The sequence below is a fragment of the Myxococcus sp. CA040A genome (genome assembly GCF_013336725.1).
Classification (GTDB): Bacteria; Myxococcota; Myxococcia; order Myxococcales; family Myxococcaceae; genus Myxococcus; species Myxococcus llanfairpwllgwyngyllgogerychwyrndrobwllllantysiliogogogochensis.
Genome location: NZ_JABUMR010000002.1, coordinates 831,501 through 857,007 on the forward strand (window position 1 = coordinate 831,501; position 25,507 = coordinate 857,007).

The 25,507-nt window shown below is 70.1% G+C and carries 25 protein-coding genes and 1 riboswitch; of the genes, 15 read left to right on the forward strand and 10 right to left on the reverse strand.

The features are described from left to right. Positions 1-11 precede the first annotated feature (11 nt). Positions 12-296 carry a hypothetical protein gene (locus HUA75_RS10110; RefSeq protein WP_246137533.1) on the reverse strand — a complete coding sequence of 95 codons (285 nt, stop codon included), beginning with the start codon at positions 294-296 and terminating at the stop codon, positions 12-14. Positions 297-533: 237 nt separating this feature from the next. Here HUA75_RS10110 and HUA75_RS10115 point away from each other — a divergent pair, with 237 nt between their 5' ends. From HUA75_RS10115 to HUA75_RS10130, 4 genes are all read left to right on the forward strand, one after another. After that, positions 534-1,718 (forward strand): SRPBCC family protein, encoded by a 1,185-nt coding sequence (locus HUA75_RS10115; RefSeq protein ID WP_254627481.1) that lies wholly within the window; start codon positions 534-536, stop codon positions 1,716-1,718. A 202-nt stretch (positions 1,719-1,920) separates the two neighbouring features. Continuing rightward, a complete protein-coding gene (locus HUA75_RS10120) occupies positions 1,921-3,114 on the forward strand; it encodes a sensor histidine kinase (RefSeq protein WP_174486247.1) in 1,194 nt (397 codons plus the stop codon). Beyond that, positions 3,089-3,802, forward strand: a complete 714-nt coding sequence (locus HUA75_RS10125; RefSeq protein WP_141646154.1) for a response regulator — start codon at positions 3,089-3,091, stop codon at positions 3,800-3,802. The genes HUA75_RS10120 and HUA75_RS10125 overlap by 26 nt, the downstream gene beginning before the upstream one ends. Next, complete coding sequence (locus HUA75_RS10130; RefSeq protein ID WP_141646155.1) at positions 3,799-4,905, forward strand: sensor histidine kinase; 1,107 nt, start codon at positions 3,799-3,801, stop codon at positions 4,903-4,905. Before HUA75_RS10125 ends, HUA75_RS10130 begins: the two co-directional genes overlap by 4 nt. A gap of 36 nt (positions 4,906-4,941) precedes the next feature. On the opposite strand, the gene HUA75_RS10135 is transcribed toward HUA75_RS10130, so the two are convergent. The 6 genes from HUA75_RS10135 to HUA75_RS10160 form a co-directional block, all read right to left on the reverse strand. Next, positions 4,942-6,831, reverse strand: coding sequence for a M56 family metallopeptidase (locus tag HUA75_RS10135; protein WP_174486248.1), 1,890 nt, complete (start codon positions 6,829-6,831; stop codon positions 4,942-4,944). Further along, positions 6,831-7,220 carry a BlaI/MecI/CopY family transcriptional regulator gene (locus HUA75_RS10140; protein WP_141646159.1) on the reverse strand — a complete coding sequence of 130 codons (390 nt, stop codon included), beginning with the start codon at positions 7,218-7,220 and terminating at the stop codon, positions 6,831-6,833. The genes HUA75_RS10135 and HUA75_RS10140 overlap by 1 nt, the downstream gene beginning before the upstream one ends. Before the next feature lie 105 nt (positions 7,221-7,325). Continuing rightward, the gene (locus HUA75_RS10145) at positions 7,326-8,747 is read right to left on the reverse strand and encodes a sigma-54 dependent transcriptional regulator (RefSeq protein ID WP_174456740.1); all 1,422 of its coding nucleotides are present in this window, start codon (positions 8,745-8,747) and stop codon (positions 7,326-7,328) included. A gap of 19 nt (positions 8,748-8,766) precedes the next feature. Then, positions 8,767-9,288, reverse strand: coding sequence for an OsmC family protein (locus HUA75_RS10150; RefSeq protein WP_174486249.1), 522 nt, complete (start codon positions 9,286-9,288; stop codon positions 8,767-8,769). Positions 9,289-9,407: 119 nt separating this feature from the next. Beyond that, positions 9,408-10,820, reverse strand: coding sequence for an SLC13 family permease (locus HUA75_RS10155; RefSeq protein WP_174486250.1), 1,413 nt, complete (start codon positions 10,818-10,820; stop codon positions 9,408-9,410). 25 nt (positions 10,821-10,845) lie between these two features. Further along, a complete protein-coding gene (locus HUA75_RS10160) occupies positions 10,846-11,277 on the reverse strand; it encodes a CBS domain-containing protein (protein ID WP_174456737.1) in 432 nt (143 codons plus the stop codon). A gap of 222 nt (positions 11,278-11,499) precedes the next feature. Beyond that, positions 11,500-11,610, forward strand: a riboswitch (TPP riboswitch). A 46-nt stretch (positions 11,611-11,656) separates the two neighbouring features. On the opposite strand from HUA75_RS10160, the gene thiC reads away from it, so the two are divergent. Together thiC and HUA75_RS10170 are read left to right on the forward strand one after the other, a co-directional pair. Beyond that, positions 11,657-13,531, forward strand: a complete 1,875-nt coding sequence (gene thiC / locus HUA75_RS10165) for a phosphomethylpyrimidine synthase ThiC (protein WP_174486251.1) — start codon at positions 11,657-11,659, stop codon at positions 13,529-13,531. A gap of 140 nt (positions 13,532-13,671) precedes the next feature. Next, the gene (locus HUA75_RS10170; protein WP_141647378.1) at positions 13,672-14,061 is read left to right on the forward strand and encodes a DUF4870 domain-containing protein; all 390 of its coding nucleotides are present in this window, start codon (positions 13,672-13,674) and stop codon (positions 14,059-14,061) included. Between the two features lie 287 nt (positions 14,062-14,348). On the opposite strand, the gene moaA is transcribed toward HUA75_RS10170, so the two are convergent. From moaA to thiO, 3 genes are all read right to left on the reverse strand, one after another. Beyond that, positions 14,349-15,362: a GTP 3',8-cyclase MoaA gene (gene moaA, locus HUA75_RS10175; protein WP_141647379.1), complete on the reverse strand. Its 1,014-nt coding sequence runs from the start codon at positions 15,360-15,362 to the stop codon at positions 14,349-14,351. A 65-nt stretch (positions 15,363-15,427) separates the two neighbouring features. After that, on the reverse strand, positions 15,428-16,669 hold the full coding sequence (locus tag HUA75_RS10180) for an HD domain-containing phosphohydrolase (RefSeq protein WP_174456735.1): 1,242 nt from the start codon (positions 16,667-16,669) through the stop codon (positions 15,428-15,430). A gap of 166 nt (positions 16,670-16,835) precedes the next feature. Continuing rightward, on the reverse strand, positions 16,836-17,954 hold the full coding sequence (gene thiO / locus HUA75_RS10185) for a glycine oxidase ThiO (protein WP_174456734.1): 1,119 nt from the start codon (positions 17,952-17,954) through the stop codon (positions 16,836-16,838). 312 nt (positions 17,955-18,266) lie between these two features. Here thiO and hisG point away from each other — a divergent pair, with 312 nt between their 5' ends. The 9 genes from hisG to hisIE are packed head-to-tail and all read left to right on the forward strand — an operon-like array spanning position 18,267 to position 25,473. Then, complete coding sequence (hisG, locus tag HUA75_RS10190; RefSeq protein WP_141647382.1) at positions 18,267-19,127, forward strand: ATP phosphoribosyltransferase; 861 nt, start codon at positions 18,267-18,269, stop codon at positions 19,125-19,127. After that, on the forward strand, positions 19,127-20,434 hold the full coding sequence (gene hisD, locus HUA75_RS10195; RefSeq protein ID WP_174486252.1) for a histidinol dehydrogenase: 1,308 nt from the start codon (positions 19,127-19,129) through the stop codon (positions 20,432-20,434). Before hisG ends, hisD begins: the two co-directional genes overlap by 1 nt. Next, complete coding sequence (locus HUA75_RS10200) at positions 20,431-21,471, forward strand: histidinol-phosphate transaminase (RefSeq protein ID WP_174486253.1); 1,041 nt, start codon at positions 20,431-20,433, stop codon at positions 21,469-21,471. The genes hisD and HUA75_RS10200 overlap by 4 nt, the downstream gene beginning before the upstream one ends. Then, positions 21,468-22,061, forward strand: a complete 594-nt coding sequence (gene hisH, locus HUA75_RS10205; protein WP_174486254.1) for an imidazole glycerol phosphate synthase subunit HisH — start codon at positions 21,468-21,470, stop codon at positions 22,059-22,061. Before HUA75_RS10200 ends, hisH begins: the two co-directional genes overlap by 4 nt. Further along, positions 22,058-22,774, forward strand: a complete 717-nt coding sequence (locus tag HUA75_RS10210; protein WP_174486255.1) for a HisA/HisF-related TIM barrel protein — start codon at positions 22,058-22,060, stop codon at positions 22,772-22,774. The genes hisH and HUA75_RS10210 overlap by 4 nt, the downstream gene beginning before the upstream one ends. Beyond that, positions 22,771-23,307 (forward strand): imidazoleglycerol-phosphate dehydratase, encoded by a 537-nt coding sequence (locus tag HUA75_RS10215; protein ID WP_174486256.1) that lies wholly within the window; start codon positions 22,771-22,773, stop codon positions 23,305-23,307. Before HUA75_RS10210 ends, HUA75_RS10215 begins: the two co-directional genes overlap by 4 nt. After that, positions 23,304-24,068 (forward strand): imidazole glycerol phosphate synthase subunit HisF, encoded by a 765-nt coding sequence (hisF, locus tag HUA75_RS10220; RefSeq protein WP_368773779.1) that lies wholly within the window; start codon positions 23,304-23,306, stop codon positions 24,066-24,068. Before HUA75_RS10215 ends, hisF begins: the two co-directional genes overlap by 4 nt. Next, positions 24,065-24,844 carry a histidinol-phosphatase gene (hisN, locus tag HUA75_RS10225; protein ID WP_174486257.1) on the forward strand — a complete coding sequence of 260 codons (780 nt, stop codon included), beginning with the start codon at positions 24,065-24,067 and terminating at the stop codon, positions 24,842-24,844. Before hisF ends, hisN begins: the two co-directional genes overlap by 4 nt. Continuing rightward, positions 24,844-25,473 (forward strand): bifunctional phosphoribosyl-AMP cyclohydrolase/phosphoribosyl-ATP diphosphatase HisIE, encoded by a 630-nt coding sequence (gene hisIE, locus HUA75_RS10230; RefSeq protein ID WP_174486497.1) that lies wholly within the window; start codon positions 24,844-24,846, stop codon positions 25,471-25,473. The genes hisN and hisIE overlap by 1 nt, the downstream gene beginning before the upstream one ends. Positions 25,474-25,507: the final 34 nt, after the last annotated feature.

Here is a 25,507-nt window from a genome sequence, read left to right on the forward strand (position 1 = left end):
CGGCCCCTGGCTCAAGTGTCCTGGGAGCCCGGTTCGCCCGCGATGATGGTGGGCATGCCCGGCTGCCCTGGGGGCGGCGGGTCATGGATGCCAGGCGGGGTGATGTCGGGCGGCAACGGCGGCTCGATTTCCGGCGGCTGACGCATGGGCGGGTCCTGCTCGGGAGGATTCCGCGTCGGCGGCTCGCGCTGGGGATGCTGCGGGTCGGGTTCCTTCACGGGATTGTTGGGCGTCGGCTCGCGCGTGGGAGGCAATGGCGACGGCGGTCCGGGAATCGGCGGTTGCTGCTGGGGCATGCGTGTGGAGCTCCTGAAGAGGTCTGCGACTGTCCGTCCGCTCAAGGTGTGCATGCCCGGGCAGGCGGGCACCGTCTCGTCCATCTCCCGAGCGGGGCCTCGTGCCCTCCCGGGCTCCAGGGGTGACGAGCGTCCCTTCGGGGCCTGGAGCCGTCGGCCAGTGGCTGCTGCACCGCGGCATGAGCGCCTTCACGTTCCCCGGATGGGGCTCATCAAAAACCGAACAGGAGGCACGACATGAAGGCAGCCTTTTGGGGTCTGGGAGGTCTGGGGCTGGGTGTGGGGTTGATGTACTGGTCCGACCCGCGCAGTGGTCGCTGGCGCAGGTCTCACCTGCAGGGCAGGGCGGTGCATGCCGCCCACGAGGCCGGAAGCGCGGCGGGGGTCGTGAAGCGCGATTTGACCCAGCGCTCGCGGGGCTTGTTCCTGGAGTCCATCGGACGGTTCCGCTCGGAGACGGTGGATGACGTGACGCTCGCCGAGCGCGTCCGGTCGGCGCTGGGCCGCGTGTGCTCGCATCCCGGCTCCGTGAAGGTGGCCGCGCGTGATGGCGTGGTGACGCTGGAGGGCTCCCTCCTGCTCGAGGAGTTCAAGCGCGTCATTCCGTTCATCGGTCGCGTGCGCGGCGTGCGCGGCGTGGAGAACCGGCTGTTGCCCTTCGCGGAGTCGGCCCGTCAGTCCGAGCTGCAGGGCGGCGTGGCACGGCGGGGACCCACCCGGACGTTCGGTTCGGCGCACTGGTCGCCCTCCGCGCGTTTCTTCGGCGCGCTCGGTGCCGTGTCGCTGGCTTCGGGGGCCATCCAACGCGGAGGCGTCGTGGGCGCATTGCTTGGCGCGGGAGGCCTGGTGCTGGGGCTGCGCGCGCTCAGCAACCTGGAGCTGCGTCGGCTCACCGGCATCGGCGTGGGGGCTCGTGCCATCAGCCTGCACAAGGACATCACGGTGAATGCGCCGGTGGAGGAGGTCTTCGCCTTCTGGGACGCGATGCAGAACTTCCCGCGCTTCATGACCCACGTGGACGAGATTCGCGTCGACACCGACGGGCGCTCGCACTGGAAGGTGAAGGGCCCCGCGGGCCTGCACTTCGAATGGCAGGCCGTGGTCACCCAGCGCGTGCCCAACAAGCTGCTCGCGTGGAAGAGCGTGCAGGGGACTTCGGTGGAGAACGCGGGCGTCATCCACTTCGAGCCCACGCCAAAGGGGGGCACGCGGGTGGACATCCGCCTCGCGTACAACCCGCCCGCGGGCGCCATCGGCCACGCCTTCGCGCGACTGCTGGGCGTGGACCCCAAGCGGCAGATGGACGATGACCTGCTGCGCCTGAAGTCCCTGCTGGAGCGCGGCAAGGCCACGGGGCGCGAGACGGTGACGCGCGAGTCGCTGTCGCTCGGGCGCGGGGGGCGGGAGTCGCTGATGCACTGACGCAGTTGGAGCGGCGAGCGAGCCGCCTCGGCGCCCACACGTCCAGCCTCGCGCAGGATTTGCGCACCCTCGGCCCCGAGTCGATGGGTGCGCATTTCTTGCGCGCTCCTGGGTCGTCCATGCCCTCCTGTGGCTGGCTCGGTGCTTGCTTCGGAGTTCCTCCTCCGATGCGGGGCGAGCGGTTAATCTGGGCCCCGACACCATGGCGGAAACCTTGTTCGAGGAGCTGAAGCGGTACGTGGGCTTTGGAGCGCGGGACGAGCAGTCACTCGTCGGCCTCCATGCCATCGCGCATCCGCATTTCCCCCGCATCGCTCGCGTCTTCTACGACCGCATCCTGGAGCACGAGGGCGCGCGTCGGGCGCTGGAGGGCGGCGAGAGCCAGGTGGGCCACCTGCGCGGCACGTTGCAGGTGTGGATGGACCAGCTCCTGCGGGGGCCGTGGGACGAGGCCTACTTCGCGCTGCGCTGCCGCATCGGCCGCATGCACGTGCGAATCTCCCTGCCGCAGCACTACATGTTCGGGGCGATGAATGTGTTGCGCCAGGAACTCAACGCCATCATCGACTCGGCGTACCTGAATCAGCCGGAGACATTGCACGGCGCCCGCGCGGCGCTGGGGCGCATCCTGGACCTGGAGCTGGCCATCATGCTCCACACGTACCGCGAGGACCTGCTGGCGCAGCAGGCGCGCAACGAGCGACTGGCGACGTTCGGTCAGCTGGTGGGCTCCATTGGCCACGAGCTGCGCAACCCGCTGGGCGTCATCGAGACCTCGCTCTACATCCTGCGCAGCCGCGCGGGTCCGGTGGTGGATGAGCGCACGACGAAGCACCTGGACCGCATTGGCGAGCAGGTGGGCATCGCCAACCACATCGTGTCCGACCTGCTGGACATGATTCGGGACCGGCCGCTGCAACGCCAGGAGGTCTGGCTGGACGAGGTCTGGCAGGAGGCCCTCAAGGCCGTGGCCTGTCCGGAGGGTGTCACCGTCAAGACGGAGGGACTCGTCTCGCTGCCACCGGTGCACGGGGACGCGGGGCAGCTGCGTCAGGTGTTCGTCAACCTGTTGGAGAACGCCGTGCAGGCCCTGGAGGAATCGGGTGGCGGCGTGTCGCTGGTCGGTGCCGTGCGCGAGCCCGGCCAGGTGGAGCTGGTGCTGGAGGACACGGGCCCTGGGGTCAGCGAGGTCATCCGGGGACGGCTCTTCGAGCCGCTGATGACGACGAAGGCCCGGGGCATCGGCCTGGGCCTGCCACTGGTCCGGCGCATCCTGGAGCGCCACGGTGGCACCATCACCTATGCGCCGCGCGCGGGAGCGGGTGCTCGCTTCGTGATGCAGCTCCCCAGTTCGCCCGAGGAGGGCCCCCATGCGACGCTACCTCCTGCTGGATGACAACCGGGCGCTGGCGGAGAACCTGGCCGAGATTCTCCGGGACGAGGGCCACCAGGCCACCGTCGTCAGCTCGGGTGACGAGGCCCTGCGCGAGGTGGGCGCCACGCGCTTCGATGCGCTGGTGACGGACATGCGCATGCCCGGCATGAGCGGCGCGGACGCGGTGCGACGCATCCGCCGCGTGGACCCGGGGCTCGCCGCCGTCGTGATGACGGCCTATCCGCGCGAGGACGATCTGGCGACAGCTCGGCGCGAGGGACTGCTCGCGGTGCTGCCCAAGCCCGTGCCCATCTCCACGCTGATGGGCCTGCTGGCCAATGCGAGACGCGACGGCCTGGTGGTGGTGGCGGAGGACGACCCGGCGCTGAGCGACAACCTCTCCGAGGTGCTGCGCGCTCGCGGCTTCTCCTGCGTGACGGTGTCGTCGGTGCTGGACGCGGACCTGCTCTCGTGCGCGACGCCGTTCGCGGCGCTGGTGGACCTGCGCATGCCGGGCGGGCCGGACGGAGAGACGCTCCGGAGGTTGCGGGCGCGCTACCCGAGCCTGCCCACCTTCGTCATGACGGCGTGGCCGGACCTGGCGCCGCTGGACGTGGGCGTGGATGTCTTCTCCAAGCCCTTCGACACGGGGGCGCTCATCGGCGCGCTGGAGACGAGGTACGCCGCGCGCCCCGGGGCCACGCCATGAGCGAGCCCATTCCCCAGCCTCCCGCGCGAGTCCTCGTCGTGGACGACAACGCGGCGTTCCTCGACAACCTCGACGAGCTGCTGGGAGACGCGGGCTATGCGGTGCGCGCGGCGTCGACGTGCCGCGACGCACGGGAGAAGGCGCGCGAGGGCTTCGATGTGGCGCTGGTGGACCTGCGCCTGCCGGATGGTGACGGGACGGCGCTGGCGGCGGAGCTGAAGGCGGGAGCCCCGGACTCGGAGGTCGTGCTGCTCACGGGCTTCGCCACGCTGGAGACGGCCGTGGCGGCGGTGCGCGCGGGCGCGTGTGCCTACCTGATGAAGCCGTGCGCGCCGCGAGAGCTGCTCCTCACGCTGGAGCAGGCGATGCGGCAGGTGCGGCTGCACGCGGAGAAGCGCGAGCTGGCCCGGCGCGCGCAGGTGACGGAGAAGCTGGCCGCCGTGGGGACGATGACGGCGGGGCTGTCCCACGAGATTCGCAACCCGCTCAACGCCGCTGCCTTGCAGTTGTCCGTGTTGGAGCGGCGCGTGCGCAGGCTGCCGGATGGACAGCAGGGCACGCTGCTGGAGCCCCTGCTGCTGGTGCGTGACGAGATTCGCCGGTTGGACCACATCCTGGAGGACTTCCTCCAGTTCGCCCGTCCTCGGGAGTTCCGCCCGGGCTCGGTGGACGTGAAGGTGCTGGTGCGCCGCGTGGTGGACCTGCTGAGCAGTCAGGCCGAGACGCGGAAGGTGACGCTGACGCACGGTGTGCCGGAGGCGCCGTTGCCCGCGCTGTCTGGAGAAGAGGAGCGGGTGCGGCAGGTGCTCATCAACCTGTGCCTCAACGCACTGGAGTCCACGCCCGCGGGAGGTCGGGTGACGCTGACCGTCGGCGCGGACGAAGCGCGGGTGTGGATCACCGTGGACGACTCGGGCCCGGGCGTCCCGGAGGCCATGAGGGATCGCATCTTCGAGCCCTTCTTCACCACCAAGGCCCAGGGTTCGGGACTGGGGCTGCCCATCGTTCACGCCATCGTCACGCAGCACGGCGGGACGCTGGAGGTGGGCGCGGCGCCCGGAGGTGGGGCTCGCTTCCTGCTGCGCTTGCCGGTGGCGCGGTAGCGGACCCGCGCGCACCGGGAGCAAGCCCGTCGACGCTCAGAAGCCGACGGGCGGAGTCACAAGGGTGGTGGAGGCGGCGCTCGCGCAGAGGATGCAGGCGCTCTGGTTGGAGCCGTCCGCGCGCTGTCCCGGCTTGTCCGCGCTGGCGACCTGACGACGCTCGTCCATGCCTCCGCCGGGCTCGTTGGTGAACCAGACGTCGAACTCGTAGTGCACGGGCACGGGCTTGCCATCCAGCATCGCGGGCTCGTAGCGCCACGTGGTCAGCGTGCGGATGATGCCGTCTTCCAGTCCGGAGAGGCTCTGGAGGGACTTGCAGTCGGTGACGGTGCCCTCGGCGGTGATGGTGCAGCGGGTGACCACCGCGCCCTTGGGGACGGCGTTCACGCGCGAGCGTATGTTCTGGGTGAGGTCCGCGAAGTGCAGCCTGCGCCCCGTCAGGAAGCGGGGAGGGGTGATGCCAGGGCCGAGCGTGAAGACGCCATCCTGCTCAGGCATGGGCCTGGTGGAGGGCGGCGGAGGCGTCGGGGTGGGCTTCGCGACTTCTGGCGTCGCTTCCGCCACCTGGACGGGGGCGACAGGCACGCTGTCGATGGCGACGGCGGGGGCGGCCGGCTCCGCGTCGAGCGGATACGGCGTTCGGGACAGCTCCGTGCGGACAATCCCCTCCGTGTCCGGGATGAGCAGCGGACGCGGGCTGGGCTCGCGGGCCTTCTTCGTCGGGGCCTTGGCCGCGCGGACCGGACGGCTCACGGTGGAGGAGAGGTTGACCGGGATGACTCGCGGCGTGGGCGCGACGAGGGGCCGGTGGACCCGGGGCTCCTCGATCTCGAAGGCGCGCTCGTGATTCGAGACGGGCGAGGCGTCTGCGGAGGCGGTGTTGGAGGTGGGCGGAACGGCCATCGCCGGCAGGGGGACCTGGGAGGTGCCCAGGGCGACGGCGAGCGCGGCGCCCCCCAGTCCGCTGACCAGCCGCCAGGACCTGCGCGGGGCACGGGGCTCCGGCACGGCCAGGAGCCGGCGGATGCGCGCGAGCAGCGAACCCCCATCCGCGCCGAGCGCGAGCAGGGCGGACGGCGGCGCGCGGAGCTGTTCGATGAGCGCGAGGGCGCGCGCATAGAGGAACGCGTCTCCGCAGGACTGCACGGCGAGGTCATCCGCGCAGTGCTCGCGCTCCTCGCGAATGCGGTGGGACAGCCACCAGACGGCGGGGTGGTAGAACAGGAAGGTCTCCACCAGGGCCTGGAGCAGGTTGACCAGGTAGTCGTGGCGCTGGATGTGCGCGAGCTCATGCGCGAGCACCGCCTCCAACTGCGCGGGTGTCAGGCCGACGATTGCGCCCGCGGGGACGAGGATGAGGGGGCGCCACAGGCCGATGACCTGGGGCACGTCGACGCGGGCGGACGCCAGCAGTCGGACGGGGCGCGTCAGGCTCAGCCGCGTGAGCGCCTGGGCCAGCGCCTCACGCCAGGCGGCGGCGGGCTCCTGGGTGTGCAGTCGGGACAGCCGCTGGGCCGCGTACCAGGAGATGAGCATCCGCGCCGACAGCAGCAGCACGCCGCAGCACCAGGCCGGGAGCAGCCACGGGCGCACAAGCTCCAGCCAGGAGGTGCTGGCCGCCACCGTCGCCGGAGACGCCACGTCCACCAGCGAGGTGCCCGGGGGCAGCGTCGCCGACAGGAGCATCTCCGCGGACAGGCCGCCCGACGTCGGAGTCACGGGGACCGACGTCCCCCACAGCGCGCCCAGGAACGTGCCGAGCGGAAGCAGCGCCATGGTCAGCAGGCCCAGACAGGCGACGACATAGCGGCCCCGCGCCGAGCGGCGCGACATCAGGGCCAGCAGTCCCGCGACCACCAGTGCCACCGCCGCGCCCTGCCAGGCGAAGGCGAGCAGGGCTTGTTCCAGCGAGTCCAGCACGTCCATCACTTCCCCCGCCTCTCGTGCTCGTCGAGCAGCTTCCGGATCTCCGCCAGCTCCTCCGCGGAGGCCCGCTTCATCGAAAGCGCCTGGGCCACCACGCTGGACGCGGAGCCGCCGAAGGCCCGGTCCATCAAGTCCCGCAGCAAGTCGCGCTGCGTGCGCTTCTGGCTCAGGGCCGCTTCGTAGACATGGGTGCGCTCGCTCTCATCGCGCTGGACGAGCCCCTTCTCCGTCATGTTCTGCAGGAGCTTGAGGACCGTGGTGTAGCCGGTGTCCTTGTCCTGCGTGTCCCGGAGCGACTCATGCACCCGACGTACGGTGCTGGGCCCCAATTGCCAGAGGACACGGAGGATGGCCAGCTCGGCGCGCGTCGGCTGCGGTGGAACGGGCATCATTCGCGAAAGTATTACGACGTACGTCGTAACTGTCAACGACGGACGTCGTAGATGCCCGTCATGGAACACCGCGTCGCCCGCGCGTCGGTGTCCGGCTTCGCGTCAGGACTCGGCGGCGAGGTCTCCGGGGAGCTCGTCGGCGTCGGGCTTCGGGGGCGCGCCGTCGGCCTGGGCGCCGTACTCCTTGAGGCGGTACTGAATCTTCCGCACGCTGATGCCGAGCACCTCCGCGGCGCGCGACGTGGAGCCCTGCACCATCTCCAGGGTGCGGAGGATGGCCTCGCGTTCGATGGCCGCGAGCGTGGCGCCGGGGATGAGCGCGCCCTGGCTCGTGCCGGTGGGACGGGGGCCGCGCAGCACGGGCGGCAGGTCGTCCGTCGCCAGCTCCTGGCCCTGGGTGAGGACCACGGAGCGCTCGATGGCGTTCTCCAGCTCTCGGATGTTGCCCGGCCAGTCGTGCGCGAGCAGCGCCTGGAGCGTGCCCGGTGCCAGGCCGCGCACGTGCTTGCCGTAGGCCTCGCCGTACTTCTCCAGGAAGTGGTTCACCAGCGCGGGGATGTCGCTCTTGCGCTCCCTGAGCGGCGGCAGCGTCACGCTCACCACGTTGAGCCGGTAGTAGAGGTCCTCGCGGAAGCGGCCCGCCTTCACCTCCGCGGCGAGGTCCCGGTGCGTCGCGGCGACGATGCGCACGTCCACCTTGAGCGTCTGGGTGCCGCCCACGCGCTCCAGCTCGCGCTGCTGGAGCACGCGCAGCAGCTTCACCTGCACCGTGGGGGAGATCTCTCCGATTTCGTCCAGGAAGAGGGTGCCGCCGTCGGCCAGCTCGAAGCGGCCTTCCTTGCGCGCGAGGGCGCCGGTGAAGGAGCCCTTCTCGTGGCCGAACAGCTCGCTCTCCAGCAGGTTCTCCGACAGCGCCGCGCAGTGGACGCGGATGAAGGGCTTGTCGCGGCGGGGCGACTCCTGGTGCAGCGCCTGGGCGATGAGCTCCTTGCCGGTGCCGGACTCGCCGAGGATGAGCACCGTGGCGCGGGTGCTCGCCGCGCGGCGCACGACGTCGTAGATGCCCTGGAGCTGCGGGGACTCGCCGATGATGTCGTGGAAGCGCCGCACGCGCGTGCGGACCTGGTCTCGCAGGGCCTCCGCCTCGCGGCGCAGACTGCGCTTCTCCAGGGCCTTGGACAGGATGACGAGCACCTGGTCGGCGTCCAGCGGCTTGAGCAGGAAGTTGTCCGCGCCGGACTTCATCGCCTCCACGGCCATCTCCACGCTGGCGAAGGCCGTCATCATGACGAACGTCGCGTCGCTGCCCTGCTCGCGCGCGGCGCGCAGCAGGGTGAGGCCGTCCATCCGGGGCATGCGCACGTCGGTGAGCACCACGGCGGGGGAGAAGTCCGACACGCGCGCCAGGGCCTCCGCGCCGTCGGCGGCCTCGGCCACGTCGTAGCCCTCCTCGTTCAGGATGGTGGCGATGGCTCTGCGGGCATTGTCCTCATCGTCGACGACCAGGATGCGCTGTGCGGACATGGAAGGGGGGCTCGAGGTGTCAGGGAAGGGTGAGGACCGGGATGGGCTTCGAGTGGGAGGCGTCGGGTTTCGCACGAGGGCTGGCGGCGCGGGCGTGCCACGTCTCCACCACCGCTTCGATGCGCGGCGCGATCTGGATGACCGAGCTGGGGAAGCAGTGGGCGGGCAGCTCGGAGAAGATGAGGCGCACCACCTCCGCGTCCAGGTCGGTGGCCACGGCCACGTGGGGACGGACGATGAGGTCGGTGAGGTGGGGTGGCTGGCCGGGACCGCTCACCACCCGGGCCACCGCGCAGCTCTGGTAGAAGAGGACAGTCACGTCCGCTTCGCGTGCGCGCTCCAGGAACGCCAGCAGCGTGCGCCCCTCCACCGCGCCCACCAGCAAGGTCTCCGGTGCCCAGCGTCCATCGTCCGCTGGGCCCTGCTCGACGAGCGGCAAGCCGATGGGGACGGGCGGCGCACGGTCGCTCGTCAGGACGGCACCTCGCTCGCCCTGCCAATACAGACGCGTTTCGTACTCAGTGACGGTCACGGACGTCATGGGCGCTCCTTCCGCCGGGCCCTGTTCCGGCATTGCCCTTACAACCCGTGTGCCGCGAAGGTGCTTCATGGTGGACCGGGGATTCGCCCTGAAGTCCCGGACGGGCGGACGAGGGTAACTCATGGCAGGCCAAAGAGACGTAGCACCACGGGGCCCGTCCAGCTGACCAGCAGACAACCGGCCACCATGAGGGGAAGCCCCAGTTTCAACAGCTCGGAGGTGTCGAGCCCCTCGCCCGCGGCCATCGCGTTGGGCGGGGTGCTGATGGCGAAGGGGATGCCGAACGAGCACCCCATGGCGACGAGGATGGGCGTGGACGCGGAGGGTTCCACGCTCAGGGCCAGGGGCATCAGCAGCGCGGCGGTGCCGGTGTTGCTCATCAGCGCGGACAGGCCCGCGGCGACGATGACCAGCGCCCCCAGTCTCGCCTCGCGCGGCCACGCCTCCAGCCGGGCGCCATCGAGCGCGTGGGCCACCAGGCCCGACTGCTCCAGGAGTTTTCCCAGCGCCAGCCCACCGGCGATGAGCAGCAGGGTGGACCAGTCCAGGCGTCCCAGGTCCTCGCGTTTGAGAAGCCCGGTGCCGAACAGCAGCGCGGTGGCGCCCAGGGCGACGACCGGTGCGGGCACGCCGTGGAGCGGCTCCGACAGCCAGGCGACCACGCAGGCGGCGCTTACCGCGAGCACGCGTCGGCCGGAGGCATCGAGCGTGCGGGCGGGCTGTGCGGGCAAGGTCAGCGCACCTCCCATGCGGAAGCGCAGGAGCACGAGGCCGAAGCCGAGCAGCAGCATCAACACCGTGAGGGGCAGGGCGAACGCCATCCAGCCCGCGAAGGTGACGTGCGCATGAGCGCTCGCGGCGGACACCGCGAGGGCATTGGGGCCGCTGCCCACGGGTGTCGCCATGCCGCCCAGGTTTGCGCCCAACGCGACTCCCGCGAGCAGGGCGGGCCGCAGCGGTGTGCCCGGAGGTGAGGCGAGCAGCACGGGCCTGAGCGCGGCGAGCATCATCGCCGCCGCGGCCACGTTGGACATCCACATGGAGAGGAAGGCCACTCCGCCCATGACGAGGAGCAGCAGGAGGCGGGGCCGGCCTCGCGACAGGCGCACGACGTGCCGCGCCACCGCCGAGTCGAGGCCGTGGCGCATGGCCGCGACTTCCAGCGTGAAGCCACCCAGGAACAGAATGAGCACCGGGTCCACGCCCCATGTGAGCACGGAGGACAGCCGGTACTCCGGCCCCAGCGGACCGAGCACCACCGGCGTGGCGCCCAGCAGGAGCAGGGTGGGCACGAAGGGCGGCACCAGCTCCGTGAGCCACAGCACCAGGCACACGCCCGCCACCAGCACCGTGCGCGATGCCACCTCGCCGTCCACGCCGAAGCCCGCGAGCCCGGCCACGGCGACCAGTCCCACCAGCGCGAGCACGGGCCGGGTCCAGCGACGCCGCGACGACGGCGCGACGGTGGCCTCGGGAAGGCTGGGCGACAGGGCCTCGGCGTCCGCGCGTGTCGAGGCGAGTGGGGAGGTCATTGCAAGGGACGCGGGGAGGAGGGACCTACGCGTTGAATTCCCTCGCCAGCTCGCGGCGGTCCTTGTCCTCGATGAGGTGCTGCGCGTAGCGCACCAGGTCCGCCTCGGTGACGATGCCGAGCAGCGCGCCGTCCTGCCCGACGACGGGAAGGCAGCCGAACTTGTTGCGCAACATCAGCACCACGGCATCGCGCAGCGACGCCTCGGGCGTCACCGTCGTCACGTCCCGGGTCATGATGTCGGCGGCCCACAGTGGCTGCGCGGCGGGGTCCGTCGCGTGCGTGGCCGCGGCCCTCAGCAGGTCTCGGTGGGTGATGAGGCCCACGAGCTTTCCCTGTCGGACGACGGGGAGGTGCCGGATGCGGTGCAGGCGCAGCAGCTCCTCCGCCTTGCCCAGGTTCTGGGTCTCCTTGAGCGCGACCACCTCGCGCGTCATCAGCTCTCCGACGATCTGCATGTGGCGCTCTCCCGGTAGATAGGTGGAACTCCCGGGGGCCGCTGCATGGAAAGGGCCAGCCCGGATTCCCTCGGGCTACGGCGATTTCAGCGCCCTGTACACGCAAGGTTTGCGCGTTCGTGTGGTGCCCCGCATTCCTTGCGCGAGCGGTGTTGACTGGAGCGCTTCCAGCCCTGGCCACCGGGCAGGTTGAAGCCGGTCCCGCTGTGCGCTAGATGCTCACCCAGTCGCTAGGGGTGCCCCTCGTAAGGGGCTGAGACGGCCGCGTGGCGCGGCCAACCCTTGGAACCTGAACCGGGTCATACCGGCGGAGGGAAGCGGCCCGGAACCCCCCTGGGGGCTTCCGTCTGCCTTCCCGCCCGTCCTCGAGGAGAGAGAGATGAGCGGAGCGTCCAGAAGCCTCAAGGTCGATGGCAAGGTGCTCGAAGGCATCAGCCAGGGCCCCCTGCCAGCCTCGCGCAAGGTGTTCGTGAGTGGGGAGCTGCACCCCGACTTGCGAGTCCCCGTGCGGGAAATCAGTCAAACCCCCACGCGGCACGGACCGGGCGCGGATGCCCGGGTGACGTCGAATCCCCCCGTGCTCGTCTATGACTCCAGCGGTCCGTACACGGACCCGGAGGCGCGAATCGACCTGCGCCAGGGCCTGCCCGCCACGCGCGAGGCCTGGGTGCTGCGTCGCGATGACACGGAGGAGCTGGCGGGAATCACCTCCGACTACGGCAAGGAGCGCGAGGCGGACCCGAGGCTCGCGGGGCTGCGCTTCGGCCATCGCCGCAAGCCCCGCGTGGCACGCCAGGGCGTCAACGTCACCCAGTTGCACTACGCCCGGCGCGGCATCATCACCCCGGAGATGGAGTACGTGGCGCTGCGAGAGAACCTGCGCATGGACGCGTCGCTGTCCGCGCAGCATCCGGGCCACTCCTGGGGCGCGTCCATCCCCCGCGTCATCACCCCGGAGTTCGTGCGCGACGAGATTGCCCGGGGCCGCGCCATCATCCCCGCGAACATCAATCACTCGGAGCTGGAGCCGATGATCATCGGCCGCAACTTCCTGGTGAAGATCAACGCCAACATCGGCAACTCCGCCGTCTCGTCCTCCATCGAGGAGGAGGTGGAGAAGATGGTCTGGTCCATCCGCTGGGGCGCGGACACGGTGATGGACCTGTCCACGGGCCGCAACATCCACGAGACGCGCGAGTGGATCCTCCGCAACGCGCCGGTGCCCATCGGCACGGTGCCTATCTATCAGGCGCTGGAGAAGGTGGGCGGCAAGGCGGAGGACCTCACGTGGGAGATCTACCGCGACACGCTCATCGAGCAGGCCGAGCAGGGCGTGGACTACTTCACCATCCACGCCGGCGTGCTGCTGCGCTACGTGCCGCTCACCGCGAAGCGACTGACGGGCATCGTCAGCCGGGGCGGCTCCATCCTCGCGAAGTGGTGCCTGGCCCACCACCAGGAGAACTTCCTCTACACGCACTTCGAGGAGATCTGCGAGATTATGAAGGCGTACGACGTCAGCTTCAGCCTGGGTGACGGGCTGCGGCCGGGCTCCATCGCCGACGCGAACGACGCGGCGCAGTTCGGCGAACTGGAGACGCTGGGCGAGCTGACGAAGATCGCCTGGAAGCACGACGTGCAGACGATGATCGAAGGCCCGGGCCACGTGCCCATGCACCTCATCCAGGAGAACATGACGAAGCAGCTGGCGGTGTGCGGCGAGGCGCCGTTCTACACGCTGGGGCCCCTCACCACGGATATCGCGCCGGGGTATGACCACTTCACCAGCGGCATTGGCGCGGCGATGATTGGTTGGTTCGGCACCGCGATGCTCTGCTACGTGACGCCGAAGGAGCACCTGGGGCTGCCGGACCGCGACGACGTGAAGGAAGGCGTCATCACGTACAAGATCGCCGCTCACGCCGCCGACCTGGCCAAGGGGCATCCGGGCGCTCAGGCCCGCGACAACGCGCTCTCCAAGGCCCGCTTCGAGTTCCGCTGGGAGGACCAGTTCAACCTCTCCCTGGACCCCGAGCGCGCCCGCGCCTTCCACGACGAGACGCTGCCCGCCGACGGCGCCAAGGTCGCCCACTTCTGCTCCATGTGTGGACCCCAGTTCTGCTCCATGAAAATCACCCAGGATGTTCGCGACTACGCGGAGAAGCTTGGCGTCACCGACGCCACCGCGCTCGACTCGGGGATGGAACAGAAGAGTGAGGAATTCCGGAAGGCAGGCAGCGAGTTGTATCGCTGAGCCACGAAGCCAGGAATCGAGGGCGTCAAACGACCTGCTACATCACCTGTCCGAGACGTGACAATGAGAGTGGGTGCATGTCATGTTAGGCAGGCATGGGCGCGGTGCACGCGCCCTCGATTATCTGGAGGGGATACTTCATGGAGACTCCGCCGCGGGAGCAAGTGGGTTCGTACATCACCGGCACTCCGATGCCGACCCAGGATGAGAAGACGATGGGGCTGATCGCCCACATGGGAACCATCCTGGCCAACTTCGTGGGCCTGGGCTTCGCGGTTCCGCTGGTGCTGATGCTGACCAAGGGCAAGGAGTCGTCCTTTGTTCGCGAGCACTCGGTGGAGTCGCTGAACTTCCAGATCACCCTCTTCATCGCCGGCCTCGTCGGCGTCGCCACGTCGTGTATCGGCATCGGGCTGGTGTTGCTGCCCATCGTCGGCATCCTGGCGCTGGTGTTCGGCATCATCGGCGGGCTGAAGGCGAACGAGGGGCAGCTGTACCGGTACCCGTTCGCCATCCGGTTGGTGAAGTAGTCGGCACGGCGGCGGCTCCCTTCGGGGAGCCCGCGGCCACTCGGGCGGGCCAGGCGCGAGCGCGCGGGCCCGCCCGTCGTCTTTTCAGGGGACGCGCGAGCGGCGAGCACTCGGGTGCATCCTCGCGACGAGGCAGCGCGGTCTCGGCCCCGCTTGGGTGGCAGCGTGGCGCCGGTGCGGGCCTTCAGCCGCCGATGCCCATCATGGACAGCAGCATGGCGCCGGTGGTGCGGGCCTTCAGTCGCCGATGCCCATCATGGACAGCATCGTGGCGCCGGGGCGGGCCTTCAGCCGCCGATGCCCATCATGGACAGCAGCGTGGCGCCGTTGCCGGGCTCGGTGAAGCGGTGGCCCTCGGGCTTGTCGCCCAGGGCAGCGCGGATGGCCCGTGCCAGCTCCACGTCCGTGGCCCCACCCCGGATGAGCTGATGCAGCGGCGCCTGTGCGCGGCCGCCCAGGCAGCTGCGCAGGTCGCCATTCGAGGCCACGCGCACGCGGTTGCACCCGCCGCAGAAGTTCTGGGTCAGCGGCGAGATGAAGCCCACGCGGCCACCTGGCGCCTTCCAGTAGCGCGCGGGACCGGAGGTGACGGAGTCGGCGGCGGCGCCTGTCTCCTCGGGCTCGGCGGAGAGGTCCAGGCCCTCGCCGCGCAGCCGGTCCATCAGCTCGGCGGTGGGTACCGGAACGCCCTGGCCAAAGGGCATCAGTTCGATGAAGCGCGGGGTGATGCCGCGCGCGTGCGCGTACTCCACCAGCGCGCGGGCCTCGCCATCGTTCACGCCCCGCATCACCACGACGTTGAGTTTGAGCGAGGCGTAGTGGGAGGCCGCGGCCGCGTCGATGCCCCGGAGGATGGCGTCGAAGTCCCCCTGCTTGGAGATGCGGCGGAACGTCTCCGGGGACAGCGTGTCCAGGCTGAGGTTGAGCTGGTCGACACCGGCCTCGCGCAACGGGGCCGCGAGGGCCTCCAGGTGGCTGGCGTTGGTGGTGATGGCCAGGTGCCGCACGCCTGGGATGCTGGCGATGCGCCGGGCGATTTCCAGGATGTCCGGACGGATGAGCGGCTCACCGCCGGTGAGGCGCACGCGGCGGATGCCCAGCGCGGCGAAGATGCCGGCGATGCGTCCCAGCTCCTCCGCGTTCAGCAGGTCCTTCTTGCCGCCCCAGGACGCGGGAGAGCAGTACGTGCAGCGGAAGTTGCAGCGGTCCGTGATGCTCAGCCGCAGGTACGTCATGCGGCGCCCCTGCGCATCCAGCAGGGGAGGGGCGAGCGGATCCGTCTGGAGTGCGGGCGTCGTCACGGGCGGCCTGACCTCATAACAGCCGCCAGGGGGACGTTCATCTCAATCCCCCCAGCGTGAGGGGCTCAGCCCTCGCTGCCCGTGGCCGACCGGATGATCGGCACCTTCACTTCGACGGGCTCGCTCGGGGCGGCACGCGGGGCGACCGGCGCGGGCTCCAGGTCATCGTCCAGGTCCGTCAGACGCGCCAGCTCCGCCTCGGCCTCGTTCGCCTCCTGCTCGGCCACGGGAAGATTGAGCTTCCGCAGCGCCATCTCCTCCTTGATGCGGATGAGGCCCTCTTCGCCGATGTCCAGGAACGCCCGGACGACTTCCGGGTCGAACTGGGTGTTGGCGCAGCGGCGGATCTCCTGGATGGCGTTCGCGAACGAGGTGCCCTTGCGGTACGGCCGGTCACTCGTCATCGCGTCCAGCGTGTCCGCCACGGCGAAGATGCGCGCGCCGATGTGGATCTCCTGCCGCTGGAGGCCGCGCGGGTAGCCCGCGCCGTCCCAGCGCTCCTGGTGCGACAGGACGATGGCGGAGGGCGTGGAGAGGAACGGGATGGCCTGGATCATCTGGAAGCCAATCTCCGGATGCTTGCGCATCTCCAGCCACTCGTCCGGCGTGAGCTTGCCCGGCTTGAGCAGCACCGCGTCCGGCACGCCAATCTTGCCGATGTCGTGCAGGAGCGCGCCGCGGCCAATCTCCTCCAGGTCCTTGCCGGAGATGCTCATCCGGCCGGCGATGGCGGACGTGTAGCTGACCACGCGCTGCGAGTGGTCGCTCGTCTCGTGCTCGCGCGCGTCCAGCGCGGCCACCAGCGCCAGGAGCGTGTTCTGGTAGGTGTTGGCGATGTTGTGCAGCGCGCTGCGCAGCTCCGCGGTGCGGTCTCGCACCTTGCGCTCCAGCTTCTTCTGGTAGCGCTTGCGGGCCATCTCGATGCGGCGCTTGGCGAGCGCGCGCTCGATGGCTCGGATGAGGTCGGTGAGCTTCGGTGGCTTGAGCAGGTAGTCCACCGCGCCCCGGCGCAGGCAGTCCACCGCGGACTCCGTGTCGCCATAGCCGGTGAGCATGATGACGGACGTGTCCGGCAGTCGCTCTCGCAGGTTCTCCAACAGCCAGAGGCCGTCCTTGCCCGGCATCTTCATGTCGCTGATGACGAGCGGGGTGTCCTCCTCGCCAGCCACGTCCAGCGCCATCTCGGCGCCGCTCGCGACGACGCAGTTGTAGCCCTCTTCACGCAGGAGGACGGAGATGACGTCTCGGACAGAGTCGTCATCGTCGACGATGAGGATTCGGGGTGGGGCAGGGGGGATGGCTTCCACGGCGGGAGATTCTAAAGGTTTCCGGGTTTCAATGGCGAATGAGTCAGGGAAATTACCACCTTCCTCCACTTGCAGGTTGACAGTCCAGTGCGCTGGTCCGGAAGACGACCCTGGGAGGGAGGGCGGCCGGGCAGGCGTGGACGGGTCCTGGGAGGAAGTCGAGCCTTCAGGCCTGGGCCCTCGTACTCGCGCGGTCATGGCGGAAAGGCGCGAGGTCCAGGGTGGTCCGCTCTCCGAGGACGGCCTCGGCCACGAGCTTCGCGGTGATGGGGGCCAGGAGGATGCCGTTGCGGAAGTGTCCGGTGGCGAGGAAGAGGCCCGGGGTGGGGCCCTCTCCGAGGTAGGGCCGCTTGTCCTCCGTCCAGGGGCGGAAGCCGGCCCACGTCTCGGTGATGGGGGCGGACCCGAGCTCCGGGCACAGCTCCAGGGCCATGTCGAGGATGCGGGCCAGGCCCGCCGCGGTCACCTGCTTGTCGAAGCCCACCAGCTCCATGGTGCTGCCGGCGATGACGCGGCCGTCCGCGCGGGGGACGACGTAGCCCTTCTCCGACGTGAGGATGCGCTGGAGCAGGGGAAGGCGCGTCTGGAGCTGAATCATCTGCCCACGCGCGGGGCGCACCGCCTTCGCCTCCACGCCCGCGCCCTGGACGAGCGAGGACCAGGAGCCCGCGGCGAGCACCACCGCGTCCGCGCGCAGCACCTCGCCATCCAGGTCCACGCCCACCGCGCGGCCCGCTTCGTGAACGATGCCGCGCACGTAGCCGCTTCGGAACTCGGCGCCCACGCGCGCGGCGGCCATCGTCAGCGCGCGGACGAGGAGCCGGTTGTCCACCTGGTGGTCATCCGGGAAGTGGGCGGCGGCCACGGCTTTCGAGGAGAGGCGCGGCTCCAATGCGCGGGCCTGGGCACCGTCGAGCACGTCCGCGCGCAGGCCCATGCCGCGCTGCCACAGCACGGTGGCTTCCACGTGCTGCACCGCCGCTTCGCTGAAGGCGACCTTGAGGACGCCGCTGGGGCGGTAGGCGATGTCCACGCCGGACAGCTCGCGCAGCTCGTCGGCGAAGGCGGGATAGAGGGCGCGGCTCTTCAGGCACAGCTCGAGGAAGGGGCCGGGGCCGTCGGACTCCATCTGTGGAGCGAGCATGCCGGCGGCGGCGCTGCTGGCCTCCGCGCCGGGGATGGAGCGCTCCAGGACGGTGACGCGCGCGCCGGCTTGCCGCAGCCGCAGCGCGATGCCGCAGCCCATGATTCCCCCACCCACGATGATGACGTCCGAAACTCGCATGGACTTCTTTCCTGCTCGCCCCGTCGAGGGTTTGCAAGCGACTTGGACAGGGAGCCCAGAGGTCGGGTTGACGGCGGGGGCCTTTGCCATTACTGATGGGGCCGTGCGTTTCTCTTCCGTGCATCCCCATCATGCGCATCATCGGCTCGGCCCCGACGGGACCGTTCGCCACGCGCATGCCTGGGTGAGCCACTAGACGCACCACCCTCCCGGCACCTGCCGCAGCGAATGAAGGCCCGTCCTCCCCCGGACGGGCCTTTTTTCGTTTCCACGCGGCCTTCGATTCCCCCGCAGCCCCCAGCAGGTCTACCCATGTTGCTGAAGATCGCTCTTCCCAACAAAGGCCGCCTTTCCGAAGAGGTTCGTGAACTTTTCAACGATGCGGGCCTGGAGGTGCGCGGCAGAGGAGAGCGCGCACTCACCGCGTCGCTCGGCGGCGAGTTCGAGGCCATCTTCGTGCGCGCCCAGGACATCCCGGAGTTCGTCGCGGACGGCGCGGCGCATGCGGGTGTCACGGGATGGGATCTCGTGAGCGAGGCGGGGCGAGAACTCGAGCACCTGATGGACCTGGAGTTCGGCAAGTGCCGGCTCGTCGTGGCGGCGCGCGAGGAGAGCGGCATCACCCACTCCAACGACGTGCGAGACGGCATGCGGGTGGCGTCGTGTTTCCCCCGGCTGACGCAGGACTACTTCGCGCGGCGAGGGCAGAGCATCACCGTGGTTCCCGTCTCGGGCGCGGCGGAGATTGCTCCGCACCTGGGCATCGCGGACATCGTGGTGGACCTGACGTCCACGGGCTCCACGCTGAAGATGAACGGCCTGCGCGAGGTAGCCACGGTGCTGGAGTCCAGCGCGCGACTGGTTTCGAGCAAGACGAACGTCCCGGAGGCGCGCAAGCGGCTGGACGAACTGAAGCTGGCGCTGGGCTCGGTGCTGGCGGCGCGGGGCAAGCGCTACCTCATGGCCAACGTCCCCAGGGACTCGCTCGCGGGGGTGCGCGAGGTGCTGCCCGGACTCAATGGCCCCACGGTGGTGGACGTGCTGGACGGAGGGACGTTCGTCGCGGTGCACGCGGTGGTGGCGGCGAAGACCATCTACCGCACCGTCAACGCCCTGAAGGCCCTGGGCTGCGAGGGCATCCTCGTCACGCGCATCGAAAGGCTGGTGGCGTGATGACGCCGCTTCCTTCGTTCCTCCGCTATCGCGGACCGCTGGCCAGCCTGTCCCGCGAGGACCGGCTCCGATTGCTGCAGCGAGGCGGGGATGTGGACGCGCGCATCTCCGCCCGGGTGAGAGAGCTCATCGCCCGGGTCCGGCTGGATGGGGACTGGGCGCTCTTCGAGATGGCGCGCCAGTTCGACCGCGCGGAGTTGTCCGCACTGGAGGTCCCCCGCGCGCGTTGTGAGCAGGCGCTCGAATCATTGGACCCGTCGGTGGCGCGGGCCCTGGGTCGCGCGGCGCGGAATATCGCGCGGGCGCACGAGGCGCAGCGGCCTCGCGCGGTGGAAGTGGAGACGGAGCCCGGTGTGCTGGTGGGCCGGAGGCCGGACCCCCTGGGCCGCGTCGGAGTGTACGCACCGGGAGGCCGGGCGGTGTATCCGAGCAGCGTGTTGATGGGGGTGGTGCCGGCGAAGGTCGCGGGGGTGGGCGAGGTCATCGTCTGCTCACCTCCGGGGCCTGACGGTCTGCCCCACGCGAGCGTGTTGGCGGCGGCGGTGCTGGCGGGCGCGGACCGGGTCTTCGCGCTGGGCGGAGCGGGCGCGGTGGCGGCCATGGCGTACGGCACGGAGAGTGTCCCCCGGGTGGACCGCATCGTCGGGCCGGGCAATGCCTACGTGGCGGAGGCGAAGCTCCAGGTGGTGGGGGCGGTGGCCATCGAAGCGCCGGCGGGGCCGAGTGAAATCCTCGTCGTCGCGGACGAGACGGCGAGTCCGGACGCGGTGGCGCGGGAGATGCTGGCGCAGGCGGAGCACGACCCGGATGCGGCCTGCGTGACGGTGGCGCGAGGCGAAGGGGTGGCGGAGGCCATCGCGGAGCAGGTGCGGCGCCTGTCACTGGGTGCGAAGCGCGAGGAGATTGTCGCCGCCGCGCTGCGCTCACGTGGCGCGGTGTTGAGTGTGGCGTCGCTGGAGGAGGCGTGGCCCTTCGTCGCGGACTTCGCGCCGGAGCACCTGCTGCTCGCCACCGCCGCGCCCTCGGCGGACCTGGCGCGAGTGCGCAACGCGGGCACGGTCTTCCTGGGGGAGCGCTCCTCGGTGGCCTACGGCGACTACATGACGGGCTCCAACCACGTGCTGCCCACGGCGGGGCTGGCGAGGGCCTACTCGGGACTCAACCTGCTCGACTTCTACCGATGGACCACCTACCAGCGCGTGGAGCGCGCGGCGTCCCAGGCATTGGCGGATGACGTGGGGCTGCTGGCGGACAGTGAGGGCCTCTTCGCGCACGCGGACGCCGCGCGGGCCTGGAGGGCCGAATGATTCCCACGCGTGCATCCTATCGGGACATCCCGTTGTATTCGCCCGCGAAGCGACCCTGTCGCGTGGACCTGAGCGACAACACCAACCTCTTCGGGGTGCCTCCCGCCGCGGAGCGAGTGCTGCGCGAGTCCTCCCTGGAGTCGCTCTCGCGCTATCCCCGAAGCTATGCGCCCGACCTGCGCGGCGTGTTGGCCGAGCAGCTTGGCGTGACAGCCGAGTGCGTGACGACGGGCTGCGGCTCCGATGACGTCCTCGACAGCGCGCTGCGAGCGTTCTTGGAGCCGGGTGAGTTGCTCGTGTTTCAAGACCCGACGTTCGTGATGATGCCGCTGTTCGCGCAGGTGAACGGACTGCGGACGGCGGCGGTGCCCTTGCGCGCCGACTTCGACGTGGAGCCCGAGTGGCTGGTGTCCACGGGGGCGAAGGTCATCTACCTGTGCTCACCGAACAACCCCACGGGCACGGTGCTGTCGCGCGCGGCGGTGGAGCGCGTGGTGGAGCGTGCGCCGGGGCTGGTCATCATCGACGAGGCTTATGCCGACTTCGCGCGCGGGCCCGGCTTCCTGGACCTGGCGCGCACGTGCTCGAACGTGCTGGTGACGCGCACGTTCTCGAAGGCCTTCGGGCTCGCGGGGATGCGCGTGGGGTGGGCGGTGGGCCACCCGAAGCTCGTGGCCGAAGTCGAGAAGGCACGGGGGCCGTACAAGCTGACGACGCTCGCGGAAGCGATGGCTGTCGCCGTGCTGCTCGAGGACGCGGGTTGGGTGCGTGCTCGGGTGGAGGAGGCGGTGGAGAACAGGGAGCGCCTGCGGGACGCGCTGGTGGCGCAGGGTCTGAAGCCGCTGCCGTCCGAGGGCAACTTCCTGATGGTGCCGCTGCCCGAAGCGTCTGGGGTTGCGGAGCGGATGCGGGAGCGTGACGTGAACGTGAGGGCGTTCCAGGGACTGGCCGGGGTCGGGGATGCGCTCCGAATCGGCAGTGGACCGTGGCCCTTGCTGGAGGCGGCGCTCGTGGCGCTGCGGGAGTCCTTGGGATGAGAGTCACCCTGTTCGACTACGGCGCTGGCAACCTGCACTCGCTGACCAAGGCCCTTGCCACGCAGGAGGGCGTCGACGTTCGCGTGGAGGAGAGCCCGGCGCGCGCGGTGGATACGGATGTGCTCGTGCTGCCCGGTGTTGGCGCCTTTGGCTCGGCGGCGGCGCGACTGGCGCCCGGGCGGGATGCGATGCGCTCGGCATTGCAGAAGGGCCTGCCCTGCCTGGGCATCTGCCTGGGCATGCAGTTGCTGTTCGATTCGAGCGACGAGGGAGAGGGCGCGGGCCTGGGCTATTTCGCCGGAAGGGTGACGCGGCTGACATCGCGACGCGTGCCGCAGATTGGCTGGAACCAGGTGGAGGGCGACCGCACGTTGTCGGAGGCGAAGCTGGACACCGCGTACTACGCGCACAGCTTCGTCTGCCGCGTGGAGGACGCGTCGGTCGTGACGGGGTGGACGACGCACGAGGAAGACCGCTTCCCCGCGGTGGTTCGACGCGGCCGGGTGGTGGGCGTGCAGTTCCATCCCGAGAAGTCTTCGTCTTCGGGTGTCGCCTTCGTGCGGGCCTTCTTGCGGGAGGTGGCGTCATGAGGGCGATTCCCGCGATCGATCTGCGCGAAGGCGCGTGTGTGCAGCTCGTTGGAGGTTCGTATGAAGACGAGCGGGTGCGGGTGAAGGACCCGCTGGAGGCGCTGCTGCGATGGCGCGCCTTCGGCTTCAGGGCCTTCCACGTGGTCGACCTGGATGCGGCGCTGGGCCGGGGTTCCAATGCCGAGGCCGTGGCGCGACTTATCGCGCACGAGCCGGGGCTCACGTTCACCGTGGGCGGGGGTGTGCGAGAGCTGGAGCGGGTGGAGGCGCTGCTGGAAGGGGGCGCCTCGGCCGTGGTGGTGGGGACTCGGGCCATCGAGGACGCGGCGTGGTTGGCCGACGTCGCGAGCCGTCATCCAGGCCGCGTGGTGGTTGCTGCGGACGTGCGAGGCCGCGAGGTGGTGACGCGAGGCTGGACGGCGGGCAGTGGCATGACGGTGGGCGATGTGCTCGCGGCGCTGGAGCCGTTGCCGCTCGGTGGCCTGCTGGTGACCGCGGTCCACAAGGAGGGGCAGCTCGAAGGCGTCGACCTGTCGCTGATGCGCGAGGTGGTGGTTCGCAGTCGTCACCGGCTCTACGCGTCGGGCGGCGTGACGACGCTGGAAGACTTGAGGGCGCTGGCCTCGGTGGGGGCGTACGGGGCGGTCATTGGGATGGCGCTGTACACGGGGCGCCTGGATGCGCGCGACGTCGCGCTGGAGTTCGCGAAATGACCACTGTCACTCGAGAGACGAAGGAGACGCGGATCCGCGTGGAGCTGTCGGTGGGCCGGGGGAGCACGCAGGTGGACACGGGGCTCAAGTTCTTCGACCACATGCTCTCCACCTTCGCGCGCTACGCGGGACTCGACTTGAAGCTGCACGCTCGTGGCGACCTCACGCACCACCTGATGGAGGACGTGGCGATTACTTTGGGGACGGCGGTGCAGCGGGTGATTCCAGCGACAGCGGCTCGTTTCGCGGAGCGCACGCTCCCCATGGATGACGCGCTGGTGCAGGTGTGCCTCGACGCGGGCGGACGGTTCTTCTACCAGGGGCCGTTGAAGAATCGGCTCTACGAGCACTGGATGCGCTCGTTCTGCGAGCACGCGAAGGTGACGCTGCACCTGCGGGTGCTGCGAGGGAAGGACAGTCACCACGTCACCGAGGCGGCGTTCAAGGCACTGGGGCTCGCGCTGCGGGATGCGATGGTGGACTCCGGCACCGTGTTCAGCATGAAGGGCTCCGTGGCCCTGGAGGTGCTCTGATGCTGACGCGACGACTCATCGTCTGTCTGGACGTGAAGGGCGGCCGGGTGGTGAAGGGCGTTCGCTTCGAGGGTCTCCGCGACGTGGGAGACCCGGTGGAGTTGGCCCTGCGCTACGAGCAGGAGGGCGCGGACGAGGTGACGTTCCTCGACATCTCCGCGAGCGCCGAGGAGCGTGACACGCTCTGGGATTTGGTGCGGCGCACGGCGGAGCGACTGTTCATCCCGTTGACGGTGGGGGGAGGCGTCCGCACGGTGGAGGACGTGGGGCGTGCGCTTCGGTCTGGCGCGGACAAGGTGAGCATCAACTCGGCGGCGGTGGCCCGGCCGGAGGTGCTCACGGAGTGCGCGGAGCGATTCGGAGCGCAGTGCGTGGTGGCGAGCATCGACGCTCGGAAAGAGGGTTCGCGCTGGCGTGTCCACACGCATGGTGGGCGCAAGCCCACGGAGCTGGAAGCGGTGGCCTGGGCGCGTGAGTGTGTGGCGCGAGGTGCGGGTGAAGTGCTCCTCACCAGCATCGACCAGGACGGTGCCCGCTCGGGCTACGACCTGGAGCTGACGCGAGCGGTGGCGGACGCGGTGGATGTGCCCGTCATCGCGTCCGGAGGGGCGGGTAACGCGGAGCACGTGCGGGACGGACTCACGCGTGGCGGCGCGGACGCGGCGCTCGTGGCGGGCATCCTTCACGATGGGCTCACCACGGTAGGGGCCATCAAATCGCTGCTCCGAGCGAGCGGCCTTCCCATCCGGAGCACGACATGACGAGCGCACAGGGCTTGATGCAGGCGGCGGCCGAAGTCGCGCGCAAGGCCGGGGACGTGGCGCTGGGCTACTTCCGCGGCGGCATCGCGGTGGATACCAAGAGCGACGGGACGCCCGTCACGGTGGCGGACCGCACGGCGGAGCAGACCGCACGCGAATGGCTGGAAGCACGTTTTCCGGACGACGGCATCCTCGGTGAAGAGTTCGGGGAGACACGGCCGGGCGCGCGGCGCCGATGGATTCTGGACCCCATCGATGGAACGAAGACCTTCATCCGAGGCGTACCTCTATGGGGGACCCTGGTGGCACTGGCGGAAGGGGAGCGCATCCTCGTGGGCGCCGCGTACTTCCCCGCCGTGAGCGAGCTGCTGGTGGCTGCGCCAGGGGAAGGTTGCTTCTGGAACGACAAGCTCGCGCGAGTATCCGAGCAGGCGGACCTGTCTCGCGCGGTGGTGCTCTCCACGGACGAGCGCTTCCGTCAGCATCCCGAGCGCGGAGAAGCCTGGCGCCGCTTCACCCTCGACGCGGCCATCTCCCGCACCTGGGGCGATTGCTACGGCTACCTGCTGGTGGCCACGGGCCGAGCGGAGGTCATGGTGGACGAGCTGCTCTCGCCCTGGGATGCCGCCGCGCTCCAGCCCATCATCGAAGAAGCCGGAGGCGTCTTCACCGACTGGACCGGGCGGCGGACCTCCTTCGGGGGCAATGGCATCGCCACCAACGCGGCCCTGGCCACACTCACCCGTGAGCGCCTGGGCGCGACGGAGGCCACGTGATTCTGGACCTGGACCGACTCGACTTCACCAAGGGCGGCGGCCTGGTGACGGTGGTGACTCAAGACGCGCGCACCGGTGATGTGTTGATGGTGGCGCACGCGGACCGCGAGGCCCTGGAGCGCACACTCGCCACGGGGCAGATGCACTACCGCTCGCGCTCGCGTGGCCTCTGGCACAAGGGCGCCACCAGCGGGAACACGCAGCAGGTGGTGTCCCTGCGCGCGGACTGCGACGGTGACGCGGTCCTCGCCCGCGTCGAGAAAGCCGGGCCGGCCTGTCACACCGGCGAGACCACGTGCTTCGGTCCCGGAGGGGGAGACGCGCTGGCCGCGCTGGATGCCACCCTCGCCGAGCGCGCGACCCGACCCGATGCCCCGGGCGAAAAACCCAGCTACACGCGCCGCCTGCTCGCGGACCGCAACCTGCGTCTCAAGAAACTGGGCGAGGAGGCCGCGGAGCTGGTGACGGCCTGCGCGGATGCGGACGCCGGACGCGCCGCCGAGGAGGCAGCCGACCTCCTCTACCACCTCCTCGTCGCGGTGAGGCCGCTCGGCCTCTCCCTGGAAGACGTGAAGGCCGTGCTCGCGCGTCGTGCCGCGAAGCCAAAACTTCCCGGCAATGCTGGATGAGCGAGGCTCACCTCGCGTGCGAAGGACACAGGGC